Below are 14,481 nucleotides of genomic sequence, written 5' to 3'. Positions count from 1 at the left end.
CCGGGCGCGCCTGGTGTACCGGGCGCGGCCCTAGTTGACCCGCGCCACCACGTAATCGGCCAGATCGGCCAGTATGTCGCGCAGGGGGTGATCGGGCATCCGGGCCATCGCGCGCCGGGCCAGACCCGCATAGCGCAACGCCTCGTCCCGCGTCTCTTCCAGCGTGCCATGGCGGCGGAGCAGCTCCATCGCCTGATCGAGGTCGCCCTCTTCCTGACGGCCCCGTTCGATGGTGCGCGTCCAGAAGGCATGTTCGGCCTCGTCCGCCCTTGCAACGGCGCGGATGACCGGCAGGGTCAGCTTCCGCTCGCGGAAATCGTCGCCGACATTCTTGCCCATATCCCCCGAGGCCCCGCCCCAGTCGAGCAGGTCGTCGACGATCTGGAAACTCATGCCGAGCGCATCGCCATAGGCGGCCAGCGCCTCGATCTGCGCGTCGGGCACGGCGGAGATGACGCCGCCCACCTCGGTCGCGGCCTCGAACAGGGCGGCGGTCTTGCCGCGAATGACCTGCATATAGGTCGCTTCGGTGGTGGCGAGGTTCTGCGCGGCGGTCAGTTGCAGCACCTCCCCCTCGGCAATGGTGGCGGCCGCGTTGGAGAGGATATCGAGCACGTTCAGAGAGCCGGTTTCGACCATCAGCTGGAAGGCGCGGGCAAAAAGGTAATCGCCCACCAACACGCTGGATTTGTTGTCCCAGAGCAGGTTGGCCGTGGGCCGCCCGCGCCGCTGGCCGCTTTCGTCGACCACATCGTCATGCAGGAGCGTGGCGGTGTGGATGAACTCCACGGTCGCCGCCAGCTTCTGGTGCGCGTCGCCCTTGTAGCCGCACATCCGGGCCGCCGCGAGCGTCATCATCGGGCGGATGCGCTTGCCGCCGGCCTCCACCAGATGGGCGGTTACCTCGGGAATGCGCGGCGCATGTTCGGATGCCATGCGGGCGCGGATCAGCCCGTTCACGGCCTCCAGATCGGCCTCCAGATAGGCGCGCAGCCGGTCATGGGGTTTGGTCTTGGCCTCATCGAGACTCATCGGTCGGTCATCCCTTCTCTCGACAAGTGCGCGGCACATGCCTAAATGCCGGATATGCAAGAAATTCTGCGCAGCAATGACCCGACGATCATCGCCTTTGCCTCGGCGCTTCTGTCAGGGGAGGATATAGAGTTCTTCGAGATCGACGTCCATATGAGCGTTCTGGAAGGCTCCATCGGCATTTTGCCGCGCCGGCTGATGGTGCGGAGCAAGGACGCCTTCGCGGCCCGCGCGGTTCTGCGCGACAATGACCTGCACGTCTCGGACTGACCCCCCCCCGTGTTTGCCGAAGAGGATCTGACCCGGGACGCCTTTCTGGGCGGGCGTGTGCAGGCGTGGCAACCGCGCCATGGCTATCGCGCGGCGACAGATCCGGTGTTTCTGGCCGCCGCCTGCGACGCGCGGCCCGGGCAATCTGTGCTGGAGCTGGGATGCGGCGCGGGGGTCGCGGGCCTCTGCCTTGCCGCCCGGGTGCCGGGGCTGCGCATTCTGGGCGTCGAGCGGCAGGCGGCCTATGCCGATCTGGCGCGACGGAACGGGGTGGATGTGGTGGAGGCCGATCTGACCGATCTGCCCGATGACCTGCGCCGGCAAAGCTTCGATCATGTCATCGCAAACCCGCCCTATTATCGCGCCGGGCACGGCACCGCGGCGGACGACCCGGGCCGCGAGGCCGCGTTGCGGGAAGATACGCCGCTGGACCGCTGGATCGCGGTGGCCGGGCGACGGCTGGCGCCCAAGGGCTGGCTGACGATGATCCAGATGACCGAGAGATTGCCCGATACGCTCTCTGCGCTGTCGGGCGGGTTCGGGTCGGTCACCGTCCTGCCGCTGATGCCGCGGCAGGGGCGCCCGGCGGGCCGGATCCTGCTGAAGGCGCGCAAGGCCGGGCGGGGGCCTTTCACCCTGCTGGCGCCGCTTTGCCTGCATGACGGGGCGCGGCATGACCGCGACGGGGACAGCCATGGCGAGATCGCGCGCGCCATTCTGCGCGACGGGATGCCGGTTGTCTGGGGCACTCCGCCAAAAACCCGTTCAATTTGAGATATCCTATTGCAGGTGCAGCGTGACATGCAGCCCAAGCTGTGGTTGCATTGTCATATGACATACACATTGAGAGGAGGACGACGGATGTCGCTAGGCGCCCATCTTCAGGAACTGCGGAAAAAGCATGAACACCTCTCGGAACGGGTCGAACAGGCGCAACGCAGCCCCGGTATGGACGAACTTGCAATTCGGGACCTCAAAAAGCAGAAGCTGCGTTTGAAGGAAGAAATCAGCCGCCTCGACGGCTGATCCGGACGCGAACTCCGGGGGGCGCGGAACCGGCGCCCCCATCTCAGACAGATACATCCGCCGCGGAAATGAACTCCCGCCCCTCGCGGTAGGCCAGCAGCGATTGCGCCTCCGCCTCCAGCCAGGCGAGAAACGCGGCCACCTGCGGCCTGGTTTCCGTGCCATGCGGGCAGACGAAGCGGTAATGCGCCTCGGTGGTCAGGGCGAGGGGGAAAGGCATCACAAGCCGCCCTTCGAGCAGGTCGCGTTCGCTCAGCGACACCCGGCCCAGAATCACACCGCCACCAGCCGCCGCCGCGTCGATGGCGTGGTCGGCCTGATTGAAATGCGCCGAAATATCGGGCGGCGCGCTCAGCCCGGCGGCGCGGAACCAGGCTGGCCAGTCAAGCGGCGGTTTCAGAAATCTGGTGTCTTCCTGATCCAGAAGCGGCGCATGGGCCAGGCTTTCGGGGTCGGGGTATTTCTCGGCCAGAACCGGGTGCATCATCGGCGTGACCCAATCCTGGATGATCGGTTTCGAATACAGCCCGTCATCGTTGCGCCCGCCCATTCCGAAGCGGATCGCCACATCCACATCGTCCCGGTCGAAATCCATGATCCGAAGCGTGGCGGAAAATCGCAGCTCGATCTCGGGATGAGCCTGCACGAAGTGAAACAGCCGCGGCGCCAGCCATTTCGCCGTGAAGGCGGGACCCGCCGTGACCGTCAGCGTGTTTTCCTCCTGCGCGCGGGTCACGTTGCGCCACGCCAGGCGCAGACCCTCGAAGCTCTGTTCGGTTCCGGCGGCAAGGGTCTTGCCCGCCGCGGTCAGCTCGACGGCGCGGTTGAGACGCCGGAAAAGCGGCGCGCCCAGATGTTCCTCCAGCGATTTGATCTGGAAGCTGAGCGCTGCGGGCGTGACGCTCAACTCCTCCGCCGCCTTGGCAAAACTCATGTGCCGCGCGGCGGCATCGAAGGCGCGCAAGGCCGTCAGCGGGGGGAGACGATCAGACATATCAGTTAAGTATAGCTTATCTGAACCGATGAAAAGTCTCGTTTGTCGATTTTGTTTCAAGGCGTCATACAAGGGTCAAGACGACACTCACATCAAAGGATTTGACCCATGATCGAAGTTTCCATGACCGCCGAGGCCCGCCGCGCTTTCAAAATCGCCCATCAGGAGCGGGCCCGGGCCGCCAAGGCCGCCCTCAACTGGCTGTTCACCTCCAGAACAGCCCGCTAGGCGCCCCTCGCGCCGCAAGAAAGGGCCGGCCTGTCATGGGCCGGCCCTTTTTTCGTTCTCCACAAGCCGTTTCACGCCGGTCAGACGAAAAACTGCGCCCCGTTGGCCGAGATGGTCGAGCCGTTGATGAAGCCCGCATCGTCGGAGGCAAGGAACGCCACACAGCGCGCGATTTCCTCAGGCTCGCCCAGACGGCCCGCCGGGATCTGCGGAATGATCACCTCGTTAAGGACCTTTTCGGGGATCGCGCGGACCATTTCGGTGCCGATATAGCCGGGGCACACCGCATTGGCGGTGATGCCTGCGCGGGCGCCCTCCTGAGCAAGGGATTTGATGATCCCGAGATCGCCGGCCTTGGTTGCGGCATAGTTCACCTGCGCGAACTGGCCTTTCTGACCGTTGATCGACGAGATCACGATGACCCGGCCGAACTTGCGTTCCCGCATGCCGGGCCAGACCGGATGTACGGTGTTGAACACGCCGGTGAGATTGGTGTCGATGACCTCTTTCCACTGCTGCGGGGTCATCTTGTGGAACGGCGCATCGCGGGTGATGCCCGCATTGGCGACGACCACATCGATCGGGCCGAGATCCGCCTCGACCTGTTCGATGCCCGCCTTGGAGGCGTCGTAATCGGCGACGTTCCACTTGTAGGTCTTGATCCCGGTTTCCTTGGTGAAGGCGGCGGCGGCCTCGTCATTGCCGGCATATGTGGCCGCAACCTCATAGCCATCCGCTTTCAGTCTCTTCGAAATCGCCTCACCGATGCCACGGCTTCCGCCAGTGACCAATGCAACACGGGCCATACCCATCTCCTCCTTAAGCTTCCCTTGAAATATTGTTAGGCGGTCGCGGAAGGCGGCGCAACGATATTACGCCGCCTTTTCGCTTACGGGCGCTCGACGCAGAGGGCGACACCCATGCCGCCGCCGATGCACAGGGTGGCGAGGCCTTTCTTTGCGTCGCGGCGCTTCATCTCGAACAGAAGCGTGTTGAGGACGCGCGCGCCCGATGCGCCGATCGGGTGACCGATGGCAATCGCCCCGCCATTGACGTTGACGATCTCGGGGTCCCAGCCCATGTCCTTGTTGACGGCGCAGGCCTGGGCCGCGAACGCCTCGTTCGCCTCCACCAGATCCAGATCCTCGACCTTCCAGCCGGCCTTCTCCAGCGCCTTGCGGGAGGCATAGATCGGCCCCACACCCATGATCGACGGGTCAAGCCCGGCGGTGGCGTAGCTGGCGATGCGCGCCAGCGGTTCGATGCCGCGCTTTTCGGCCTCGTCGGCGGACATCAGGAGCGCGCCCGCCGCGCCGTCATTCAGACCGGAGGCGTTGGCGGCGGTCACCGAGCCGTCCTTGGTGAAGGCCGGGCGCAGTTTCTGCATCGCCTCCATCGTGGCGCCGTGGCGGATGTACTCATCCTTGTCGACCACGATATCGCCCTTGCGGCCCGGAACCGTGTAGCTGACGATCTCGTCCTCGAACTTGCCGGCCTTCTGCGCGGCTTCGGCCTTGTTCTGGCTGGCAACGGCGAACTCGTCCTGCTGCTCGCGGCTGATCTGCCACTTCTCGGCGACGTTTTCGGCGGTCTGGCCCATGTGATAACCGTTGAACGCATCCCAAAGACCGTCCCGGATCATGGTGTCGATGTATTTCATATCGCCCATTTTCTGGCCGTGACGGAGGGCGGCCGCATGGGGCGACATCGACATGTTTTCCTGCCCGCCGGCGGCAACGATCGTGGCATCGCCAAGCATGATGTGCTGCGCACCGAGCGCGACAGCACGCAAGCCCGAGCCACAGACCTGGTTGATGCCCCAGGCGGCGCTTTCCTGCGGGAAGCCCGCATTGATATGGGCCTGGCGCGCGGGGTTCTGGCCCTGTGCGGCGGTCAGGACCTGACCCAGGATCGTTTCGGACACCTCTGATTTGTCGACCCCGGCGCGGGCAACGAGTTCTTCCAGCACGGCGCGGCCCAGATCATGGGCGGGGGTGTTGGCGAAGGAGCCAAGAAAACTGCCCACGGGCGTGCGGGCTGCGGAGGCGATGACGACGTTGGTCATGAAGACGTCCCTTTCGATTTGGACCATCGCACGGGCAGACAGGCAGGAGCGCCCGCGCGGAAGACTGGCTGCAGTTCCGGGGCGGTCATAGGCGGTTGGACCCCGGGTCACAACTGACACGGTGTCTCAGTCCGGCGCGCGGTTCAACCGGAAGATGCGGATCGGCCCCCAAAGAGGGCGGATCAGCCGGTGATGAGGGTCTGGCTCTCCTGCACCTTCCAGGGGGCGGAGAGGCTGGGCGCGGCGAAGTAATAGCCTTGCAGACAATCCACCCCCGAATTGACAAGCCATTGCGCCTCTTCCCGGGTTTCGACGGCCTCCGCCACGGCGAGCATGTCGAAATGCCTGGCGATGGACATCAGTGCCTGGGTCAGGACCTGATTGTCGGGGTCGGAATGGACCTTGCGGGAAAACTGGCCGTCGATCTTCAGGATGTCGAAGCAGAAATCCTTGAGGTGGCGGAAGGAGGTCTGACCGGCGCCGAAATCGTCCAGCGCGAAGGTGATGCCCTTTTCCTGCATCTCCGCCATGAAGATGGTTACGATTTCGGGCACCAGCATGGCCGAGGTTTCGGTGATCTCCAGAATCAGGCGTTCGACGACATCGGGATGCAGGCGGATGAACTTCTTGAGAATGTTCATCCAGTGCGGATAGCCGATCGACCGGGCCGACATGTTGATGGCCAGCCGGAGCGACGGGTTGGCCCTCAGCGTCTTCAGCCCGATGCCGAGCGCGGCGCAGTCGATCCGGCGGCCCAGTTCCCGGGTTTCGACCGCGCCCATGAAATCGCGGGCGGGGATGACCCTGCCGGTTTCGTCGAAAATCCGGATCAGCCCCTCGTAATAGGCCACCGTGTTGCCCGCGCGCGAGGATACGACCGGCTGAAACGCCAGCGCCACATCGTTCACATCCAGCGCCCGGGCGACCATCGCGATAGTGTCACGGTCCCGTTCCATCAGGGCCATGTCCAGCGGGCTGCCCGCACTGTCCTGATCCCTGAATTTCTGCTGTTGCCCCTGCATGAGCCCCTCCGATCACGGCGCTTGCAGTGTTGTCGCGAAAATCTTTAAGAAGGGGTGAACATTCGTATTTTGTTCTAATTTTACGAAACGGGAGACGCCGACATGTCGGAGCGCTGCGGCTGGTGCGGAGACGACCCGATCTATGTGGCCTATCACGACGACGAATGGGGCGTGCCGGAGTATGACAGCCGCGCCTTGTGGGAAAAGCTGATTCTGGACGGATTTCAGGCCGGGCTGAGCTGGATCACGATCCTGAAGAAGCGCGCGGCGTTCCGCGAAGCGTTCGAGGGGTTCGACCCGAATGTGATTGCCACATGGGGCGAGGCGGAGGTTGCGCGTCTGTTGTCGAACCCCGGCATCGTGCGCCACCGCGGCAAGATAGAGGCGACGATCGGAAATGCGCGCGCCTGGCAGAAAATCGAGCAGCAGCAGGGATTTGACCGGTTTCTCTGGGATTATGTCGGCGGTCGTCCGGTGCAGAACTCCTGGACCGCGCTGGCCGAGGTGCCCGCCTTCACGCCGCTCAGCACGCAGATATCGAAGGACCTGAAGAAAGCGGGGTTCCGGTTTTGCGGCCCCACCATCGTCTATGCCGCGATGCAGGCGATGGGGCTGGTCAACGACCATCTGGTGACCTGCCCGGCCCATGCCCGGGTGGCCGCCCTGGCGCGCTGAGCCCGGCCGCGTCCCTTTTATTGCCTTAAGATACATCCGGCGCGCCGCCGGTGCCTGGGGAGCGGCCCGGGCTTACCCCTCCCCCTCGGCGAGGAGAGCGCGGATCAGCGCCATGGCCTCCGGGCTGGCCCAATCCGCGTCGCCGCGCAGGCGGGCAATCTCCTGCCCGTCGGGGTTCAGGATGACGGTGATCGGCAGGCCGAAAACACCCATCTCCCGGGCGATCACCTGCCCCGGATCACGATACATCGGCAGCGCGTCGATCCCTTCCTCCTCGAAGAAGCGGCGGATCGCCGGGGGTGGGTTGCGCCCGGTCGCAAGGGTCACGACCTGAAACCGCTCGCCCCCCAGCTCATGCTGAAGCGTGTTCAGATAGGGCATTTCATGGCGGCAGGGCGCGCACCATGTGGCCCAGAAATTCAGCAGGATGTAGCGCCCCTGAAGATCGGCCAGCCGATGTTCCGCATCCTCCATGTCGATAAACGGTGTGTCCGGCACCGGCACCGGCGCGTCATGGAACACCAGCCCGCGCATGTCGCCCACCCGCAGATCATCGACCGTCTGGGCGTTTGCACCAAGGGCCAAGGCCATGTAGAGCACAGGCAAAATCACGGCACGGATCATCTTTCTGGTCCCTTCCTCGGGGTTCACGACATGACAGACACAAAATCGAACGCGATGTGGGGCGGGCGCTTCGCCGCCGGGCCGGATGCGATCATGGAGGCAATTAATGCCTCGATCGGCTTCGACAAGCGGTTGGCGCGTCAGGATATCGACGGCTCCCGTGCCCATGCGGCGATGCTGGCCCATCAGGGTATCGTCGACGTTAAGGACGCGGACGCGATCCGGGAAGGGCTGCTCACGGTCTTGTCAGAGATCGAGGGCGGAAATTTCACCTTTTCGACCGCGCTGGAGGACATTCACATGAATGTGGAGGCGCGGCTTGCCGAGCTGATCGGCGCGCCGGCGGGCCGGCTGCATACCGCACGCTCCCGCAACGATCAGGTGGCGACCGATTTCAAGCTGTGGGTGCGCGGGCAGATGGATGCCGCGATGGACGGGCTGGAGGCGCTGATGCGGGCCCTGCTGGGACAGGCCGATGCGGGGGCGGATTGGGTCATGCCCGGGTTCACCCATCTGCAGACCGCGCAGCCGGTGACATGGGGGCATCACATGATGGCCTATGTCGAAATGTTCGGCCGCGATCTCTCGCGCTTTCGCGACGCGCGGGCGCGGATGAACGAATGCCCTCTGGGCGCGGCAGCGCTGGCGGGCACCTCCTTTCCGATCGACCGCGACATGACCGCGACGGCGCTTGGGTTCGACCGGCCCGCCGCCAATTCGCTGGACGCGGTGAGCGACCGCGATTTCGCGCTGGAGTTTCTGGCCGCGGCCACGATCTGCGCGATACATCTGAGCCGCTTCGCTGAAGAGCTGGTTATCTGGTCTTCGGCGCAGTTCCGCTTCGTGACGCTGTCGGACAGGTTTTCCACCGGCTCCTCGATCATGCCGCAGAAGAAAAACCCCGATGCCGCCGAACTGATCCGCGCCAAGATCGGGCGGATACTGGGGGCGAATGTCGCGCTTCTGACCGTCATGAAGGGCCTGCCACTGGCCTATTCCAAGGACATGCAGGAGGACAAGGAGCAGGTGTTCGACGCGGCCGACACGCTGATGCTGGCGCTGGCGGCGATGGAGGGCATGGTGCGCGACATGACCGCCAACCGCGATGCGCTGGAAGCGGCCGCCTCCTCGGGCTTTTCGACCGCGACCGATCTGGCCGACTGGCTGGTGCGCGAACTGGACATGCCGTTCCGCGATGCCCATCATGTGACCGGCGCATTGGTGAAAATGGCCGAAGACGCCGGGTGCGACCTGCCGGATCTGGCGCTGGAGCAGATGCAGCGCGTCGAGGGCCGGATCACCATGGGCGTCTATGACGTGCTTGGCGTGCACAATTCCGTCGCCTCGCGCATGTCTTACGGCGGCACCGCCCCGGTGCAGGTACGGGCGCAGATCGCCCGCTGGAAGGAGCGTCTCGCATGATCCGGTTTCTGGCCCCTCTTCTGATCCTGTCCCTGCTGGCGGCATGCGGCGTGGATGGCGACCCGATCCCGCCGGAGCCGCGCGATGACGACGAGCAGAGCACAAACCTCTAAACGGATTTGCCAAATCCCCGTTGAACAAGCCGCGCGCACGCCCTAACGTCTGGGCTTTGAGCCTGTTCTCTCCCCTTAATGATGTGACCCTGCACATGGAAAAGATCCCGATGACGCCCGGCGGATACAAGGCGCTGGATGCGGAGCTGAAAAATCTGAGATCGGTTGAGCGCCCTGCGATCATCAAGGCGATTGCCGAGGCGCGCGAGCATGGCGATCTGTCGGAGAATGCCGAGTACCATTCCGCCCGCGAGAAGCAGTCCTTCATCGAGGGTCGGATCAAGGAGCTGGAGGGCATGCTGGGCCTGGCCCAGGTGATCGACCCGGCCAAGCTATCCGGGGCGATCAAGTTCGGCGCCACCGTCGATCTGGTCGACGAGGATACCGAGGAACAGAAGACCTATCAGATCGTCGGCGAGGCCGAAGCCGATATCGAAAACGGTCTGCTCAACATCAAATCGCCGCTGGCGCGCGCCTTGATCGGCAAGGATGAAGGTGACAGTGTCGAGGTCAACACGCCCGGCGGAAGCAAGGCCTATGAGATCGTGAAGATCTCATATATCTGAGCCCCAATACCGCCGTTTGTCCCTGCGCAGGACCACCTGACGATGTCTGACCCGAAACAGCCCGTCCCGCTGGAGCTTGGCGTTTACGCACAGCAGCCGACAGCCCAGCGGATCACCGGGATCGAAGTGATCGCGCTGATCCTGACCGTGGTCTGGCTGGCGGCCGTTGCGCTGTTTTTCTGGGGCATGGATGCGGGGCCCGGTGGGGTGGCGGGCGGCGCCAGCCTTGCGCTGACCCTGCTGGCGATCCTGATGCCCATCGCGCTGATCTGGGTGGCGGCTTCTGCGGCGCGGACCGCCCGGGTGATGCGGGAGGAGGCCGCGCGGCTGCAAAGCTCCATCGATGCCATGCGCGCGGCCTATGTGGCCGGCCAGCAGCGCGGGACATTGGATATGAAACCCGACATGGTGCGCAAGCTGGAGGAGATCGCCGAGGCGCAGCGCTCCACCGAGGTGAAGCTGGCCACCTTCACCTCCATGCGGTCGCAGGGGATGATATCGGAAAACCGGGCCGCCGTGGCGCCTGCCCCGCCCGACGAGCATCAGGCGAGCCTTGGGCTGGGCACACCCGCAGAAGCGCTGAAAGATCCGATTTCCGTGGCCGATTTCGTCAAGGCGCTCAACTTCCCGGAAAACGAGCATGACAAGGAGGGGTTCCGCGCTCTGCGCCGCGCTCTGGAAGATCGCAGCACCGAACGGCTGGTCCGCGCAAGTCAGGATGTGCTGACGCTCCTGTCGCAGGACGGGATCTATATGGACGACCTGCGCCCCGACCGGTCGAGGCCCGAGATCTGGCGCAAATTCGCGGCCGGGGAACGGGGCCGGGCCGTCGCCCCCCTGGGTGGCATCCACGACAGATCCTCGCTTGCTCTGGCGGCGGGGCGCATGAAGCAGGATCCGGTGTTTCGCGATGCGGTGCATCATTTCCTGCGCCAGTTCGACCACACGTTTCTGGGGTTCGAGAAACACGCCTCCGACGAGGAGATCGCGCGGCTGGCCGAAACCCGGACCGCGCGGGCCTTCATGTTGCTGGGCCGGGTGACGGGCACCTTCGACTGAGCCCGCGCCGGCCGGGCGGAGCCGGATAGCTTCGGCGAGGGCATCGGCATCCGAGCGGGCGGGCTGCGCCCCTGATCAGATCCCGAAACCGGCATAGGGAAGATAGGCGACCGGGGTGCCGGGCGTGATCTCCGCCGCTTCGGGCGGCAACTCCACCAGCCCGTCGGCCCAGGAAAGGCCGGAGATGCGCCCGGAGCCTTCGGACTTGAAGACCTCCGCCGCCCCGTCCGCGGTGAGACGGGCCCGCAGATACTCGGCGCGCCCCGGTTTCTTGGATTTCGAGAACCCCGCCGGAACCGTCAGGCGCAAGGGCTCGGACCAGCCCGCCCCCGACATCAGCGCAAGTGCCGGACGTGCGAAGATCAGCGTGCAGATCAGTGCCGCCACCGGATTGCCGGGCAGGCCGAAGACGGGCGTGCCCCGCCACATCGCAAGCGCCAGAGGGCGCCCGGGCTTGAGCGCAATGCGCCAGCTTGTCAGCCGCCCCTCGGTCGAGAGCAGAGCCGAGATATGGTCCTCGTCCCCTGCGGATGCGCCGCCGGAGGTGAGAATGGCATCCGCCTCCGCGCCCCTGTCGAGCGCGGCGCGGATCTGCGCCGGATCGTCGGGCTGGCGACCAAGGTCGATGACCTCATGGCCCCAGGCCTGCAGAAGCGCGCGCAGCATCGGGCGGTTGGCATCGTAGATCTGCCCCGCGGCAACCGGCGCGCCAGCCTCGCGAAGCTCGTCACCGGTGGACAGGATCGCAACCCGGAGCGGCGCGTAAACCGGGATTTCGGCATGGCCCGTGGCCGCCAGAAGCGCCAGATCCGGCGGGCGCAGCCGGTGGGATTTCGGCAGGACAAGGTCGCCCGCGGCCATATCCTCACCCGCCTTGCGGGTGTTCGCGCCCGGTTTGATCGGACCGTGGAAGGCGATGGCCGTGTCGGTGACCGTGCAATCCTCCTCCAGCACAACGGTGTCGACACCCTCGGGCAAACTCGCACCGGTGAGAATGCGAAGCGCCTGACCCCGGGGGAGTGCGGTGCCGAAGGGTTGCCCTGCCGCGGCGCGGCCCGCCGCGAGCGGAAGGGTCTGCGGACCCGCGCCCGTAGCGGCATGGGCAAACCCGTAGCCATCAACCGCCGCGTTCGGTTGCGGCGGGTTGGCCCGATGGGCGTGAAGGTCCGACGCGAGAATACGCCCGTTGGCCTGCGCCAGCGGCACCGTCTGCAAGCGCGCGACAGGATGCAGCGCCGCCCTGAGCCGGGACAGCGCCTCGGGCACCGGGGTCCAGTCGACGCCGGGTGGCAGGGCGAAGCAATCGTCCTTGAGCGGGGGCGGGGTCAGCTTGTGCATGATGCGGGCTCCAACAGAAGACGGTCATGGCCGAGGCCGAGGATCCAGCCCTCCTCCGTGTCCCCTTCGGCGAGCATCCCGGTCAGTGCGGCGGGCGGAAGGGCATGCAGCGCCTGTGCCAGAACGCGCACCTGCGCGGCATCGAGGATTTCGCCGGTACGGCGGCGCGCCGTGACCAGCCGGTGAAGCAGCGACGGGTAAACCTCCGCCAGCACGATGGGCGTCACGGGCGGCTGGAACGGACTGACCGAGATCGCCGTGCCGAAACGCTCCCGCAGGTGGTTCAAACGCGGCAGGCCGAGCAGAACCTGAGACCCGACCGCGCCGGTGGTGTAGAGCTTCCAGCAGGGCTGCGCCCGCGGCAGGCGGCGCTCGACCTCGCGCCGCTCGGGCAGGCCGTGGCCATGGCGCAGGCTGCCGCGTTCCGGAAGATCTGGATTGGCCTGCGATGGCGGGCAGCCCCAGAACGGGCCGAGGCCGGGGAACAGGCGGTTCAGGTCGGTGGCGACGCGAAAGCGGTTGTTGGCATTGTCGGCGGCGTCCTCGATCCGCGCCGACAGCGCCTGCCAGAGGACCAGCGGATCGTCGCCGCCGGTCAGCGCGCGCGCGAAGCCGCGTGGATATCCGAACGGGAAATCGAACCCCGCAAGAAGGCGGCGGCCAGCATCCAGCGCGGCCGAGATATGCACCACGAGAGCCTGCGTCGCGGCATCGCGGGTGCGATGGTAGCTGACGCGCGGCTCGGTGCCGGGCCCGTGCGACACGGCCATGAAGATCGCGTCCGCGGTGGGTGCCGCGGGCGATGGCTGCGACCGGGCGGACCAGTCAACCACGATGACGGTATCGAAGCCCGCATCGGTGGATGGCCGGCTCACAGCGACAGCTCCCGCGCGATGAAGCCCGCGATGCCTGCGGTATCGTCCAGATCGAAGATGGGGCGATCCAGATCATGGGCGCTGTCGCTGGCCACGGCACGGATGGTCGGATCGTCCGGCGCAAGCAGCCGCTGGCCGGCGACTGCGCGATAGGCCTCGATCTTGGGGTGGGGGCTGCGCTTGTATCCTTCTACAAGAACCAGATCGACGGGGGACAAACGGGCCAGCAGCGCATCGAGAGACGGCTCCGGCGCACCGCGCAGTTCGGCCATCAGCGCCCATCTGGCTCCCGATGCCAGGAGCACCTCGGTCGCGCCGGCCTGACGGTGGCGGAAACTGTCCTTTCCGGGCTGATCGACATCGAAGGCGTGATGGGCATGTTTCAGCGTGGACACCGACAGGCCCCGGGCCGTGAACTCGGTCACGAGACGTTCCATGAGGCCGGTCTTGCCGGTGTTCTTCCAGCCGGTGACACCCCAGAGTTTCATGGCACCATCCCTTCGGCGACGGCGAGGTCGTCCGGCGTGTTGACGTTGAAGAACGGGTCGAACGGGGTTGCCGGGAACATCGCGCTGGCGGCGCCGTGCCGGTCGGTCCAGAGAACGACCTTGCGCAGGCCGCCGGCCAGCGCCTCCCTCAGGTCATCGCGAAGTGCGACGGGCCAGAGCCCGAAGGTCGGGTGGCGCAAAACCTTGTGCGGCCCGGGCGTGGCCGCCAGCGCGATCTGCGCGCCCTGCATCTCGGCGGCCCGGGTCAGACGGTTGACCAGATCGGGCGGGAAAAATGGCGTGTCCGCAGCGGCGGTGACGATGTGGCTGGCTCCCTGCACCGCGGCCCAGTCGAGACCGGCAAGCACCCCCGCCAGAGGGCCAGGATGATCGGCCACCCCGTCGGGCAGAACCGGCAGGCCCAGATCGGCGAAACGCGCGGGATCCCCGTTCGCGTTCAGAGCCAGCGCGCTCACCTGCGGGCGGAGACGGGTGATGACATGCGACAGAAGGCTTTGCCCGCCCAGCATCAGGCGGCCCTTGTCGCCGCCGCCCATACGCCGGGCAAGACCGCCCGCGAGGATCACACCGGGCGGGATCATGCTCCACCCCCTGCCCGGGCGTACGGGCCCGGGCGCGCGGAATGGGGGCGCTGGCGCGGCGGATGAAACCCGCGTGTCGGCA

The 14,481-nt window shown here is 65.9% G+C and carries 18 protein-coding genes; 8 read left to right on the top strand and 10 right to left on the bottom strand.

Translation table 11 applies throughout. The features are described 5' to 3' along the window. Positions 1–30 precede the first annotated feature (30 nt). Positions 31–1,032 (bottom strand): polyprenyl synthetase family protein, encoded by a 1,002-nt coding sequence (locus D9R08_RS01320; protein ID WP_121896196.1) that lies wholly within the window; start codon positions 1,030–1,032, stop codon positions 31–33. Positions 1,033–1,086: 54 nt separating this feature from the next. On the opposite strand from D9R08_RS01320, the gene D9R08_RS01315 reads away from it, so the two are divergent. From D9R08_RS01315 to D9R08_RS01305, 3 genes are all read left to right on the top strand, one after another. Next, positions 1,087–1,302, top strand: a complete 216-nt coding sequence (locus D9R08_RS01315; protein ID WP_121896789.1) for a putative signal transducing protein — start codon at positions 1,087–1,089, stop codon at positions 1,300–1,302. Positions 1,303–1,311: 9 nt separating this feature from the next. Beyond that, positions 1,312–2,076: a tRNA1(Val) (adenine(37)-N6)-methyltransferase gene (locus D9R08_RS01310; RefSeq protein WP_121896195.1), complete on the top strand. Its 765-nt coding sequence runs from the start codon at positions 1,312–1,314 to the stop codon at positions 2,074–2,076. Positions 2,077–2,163: 87 nt separating this feature from the next. Then, positions 2,164–2,328, top strand: a complete 165-nt coding sequence (locus D9R08_RS01305; RefSeq protein ID WP_121896194.1) for a YdcH family protein — start codon at positions 2,164–2,166, stop codon at positions 2,326–2,328. A gap of 43 nt (positions 2,329–2,371) precedes the next feature. Here D9R08_RS01305 and gcvA read toward each other — a convergent pair whose 3' ends face one another. The 4 genes from gcvA to D9R08_RS01285 form a co-directional block, all read right to left on the bottom strand. Continuing rightward, positions 2,372–3,322, bottom strand: coding sequence for a transcriptional regulator GcvA (gene gcvA / locus D9R08_RS01300; RefSeq protein WP_121896193.1), 951 nt, complete (start codon positions 3,320–3,322; stop codon positions 2,372–2,374). Between the two features lie 308 nt (positions 3,323–3,630). After that, positions 3,631–4,356: an acetoacetyl-CoA reductase gene (phbB, locus tag D9R08_RS01295; protein WP_121896788.1), complete on the bottom strand. Its 726-nt coding sequence runs from the start codon at positions 4,354–4,356 to the stop codon at positions 3,631–3,633. Between the two features lie 83 nt (positions 4,357–4,439). Next, complete coding sequence (locus D9R08_RS01290) at positions 4,440–5,615, bottom strand: acetyl-CoA C-acetyltransferase (RefSeq protein ID WP_121896787.1); 1,176 nt, start codon at positions 5,613–5,615, stop codon at positions 4,440–4,442. 182 nt (positions 5,616–5,797) lie between these two features. After that, entirely contained in the window at positions 5,798–6,637 is an 840-nt protein-coding gene (locus tag D9R08_RS01285; RefSeq protein ID WP_121896192.1) for an EAL domain-containing protein, read from the bottom strand. A 102-nt stretch (positions 6,638–6,739) separates the two neighbouring features. On the opposite strand from D9R08_RS01285, the gene D9R08_RS01280 reads away from it, so the two are divergent. Then, on the top strand, positions 6,740–7,312 hold the full coding sequence (locus D9R08_RS01280; protein WP_121896191.1) for a DNA-3-methyladenine glycosylase I: 573 nt from the start codon (positions 6,740–6,742) through the stop codon (positions 7,310–7,312). 72 nt (positions 7,313–7,384) lie between these two features. Here D9R08_RS01280 and D9R08_RS01275 read toward each other — a convergent pair whose 3' ends face one another. Next, complete coding sequence (locus D9R08_RS01275) at positions 7,385–7,936, bottom strand: TlpA family protein disulfide reductase (RefSeq protein ID WP_121896786.1); 552 nt, start codon at positions 7,934–7,936, stop codon at positions 7,385–7,387. A 30-nt stretch (positions 7,937–7,966) separates the two neighbouring features. On the opposite strand from D9R08_RS01275, the gene argH reads away from it, so the two are divergent. The 4 genes from argH to D9R08_RS01255 all read left to right on the top strand — a co-directional run bounded on the left by argH (position 7,967) and on the right by D9R08_RS01255 (position 11,096). Then, complete coding sequence (gene argH, locus D9R08_RS01270; RefSeq protein WP_121896190.1) at positions 7,967–9,358, top strand: argininosuccinate lyase; 1,392 nt, start codon at positions 7,967–7,969, stop codon at positions 9,356–9,358. Further along, positions 9,355–9,471: an argininosuccinate lyase gene (locus tag D9R08_RS01265; protein WP_227287034.1), complete on the top strand. Its 117-nt coding sequence runs from the start codon at positions 9,355–9,357 to the stop codon at positions 9,469–9,471. Before argH ends, D9R08_RS01265 begins: the two co-directional genes overlap by 4 nt. Before the next feature lie 95 nt (positions 9,472–9,566). Next, positions 9,567–10,037 (top strand): transcription elongation factor GreA, encoded by a 471-nt coding sequence (greA, locus tag D9R08_RS01260; RefSeq protein WP_121896189.1) that lies wholly within the window; start codon positions 9,567–9,569, stop codon positions 10,035–10,037. 42 nt (positions 10,038–10,079) lie between these two features. Next, entirely contained in the window at positions 10,080–11,096 is a 1,017-nt protein-coding gene (locus D9R08_RS01255) for a hypothetical protein (RefSeq protein WP_121896188.1), read from the top strand. Positions 11,097–11,171: 75 nt separating this feature from the next. Here D9R08_RS01255 and D9R08_RS19570 read toward each other — a convergent pair whose 3' ends face one another. Genes D9R08_RS19570 through mobA form a run of 4 tightly spaced genes read right to left on the bottom strand, consistent with a single transcriptional unit; the run spans position 11,172 to position 14,399 of the window. Next, positions 11,172–12,434: a molybdopterin-binding protein gene (locus tag D9R08_RS19570; RefSeq protein ID WP_121896187.1), complete on the bottom strand. Its 1,263-nt coding sequence runs from the start codon at positions 12,432–12,434 to the stop codon at positions 11,172–11,174. Then, on the bottom strand, positions 12,422–13,309 hold the full coding sequence (locus D9R08_RS19565) for a molybdopterin guanine dinucleotide synthesis (protein ID WP_121896186.1): 888 nt from the start codon (positions 13,307–13,309) through the stop codon (positions 12,422–12,424). Before D9R08_RS19565 ends, D9R08_RS19570 begins: the two co-directional genes overlap by 13 nt. Further along, complete coding sequence (mobB, locus tag D9R08_RS01240; RefSeq protein ID WP_121896185.1) at positions 13,306–13,797, bottom strand: molybdopterin-guanine dinucleotide biosynthesis protein B; 492 nt, start codon at positions 13,795–13,797, stop codon at positions 13,306–13,308. The genes D9R08_RS19565 and mobB overlap by 4 nt, the downstream gene beginning before the upstream one ends. Beyond that, entirely contained in the window at positions 13,794–14,399 is a 606-nt protein-coding gene (gene mobA / locus D9R08_RS01235; protein WP_121896184.1) for a molybdenum cofactor guanylyltransferase MobA, read from the bottom strand. The genes mobB and mobA overlap by 4 nt, the downstream gene beginning before the upstream one ends. Positions 14,400–14,481 lie beyond the last annotated feature (82 nt).

This window comes from Rhodophyticola porphyridii (assembly GCF_003688285.1).
In the GTDB taxonomy this organism is placed as follows: Bacteria; Pseudomonadota; Alphaproteobacteria; order Rhodobacterales; family Rhodobacteraceae; genus Rhodophyticola; species Rhodophyticola porphyridii.
The sequence above is the reverse complement of the archived record's forward strand: the minus strand, read 5'-3'. Positions and strand labels throughout refer to the sequence as shown.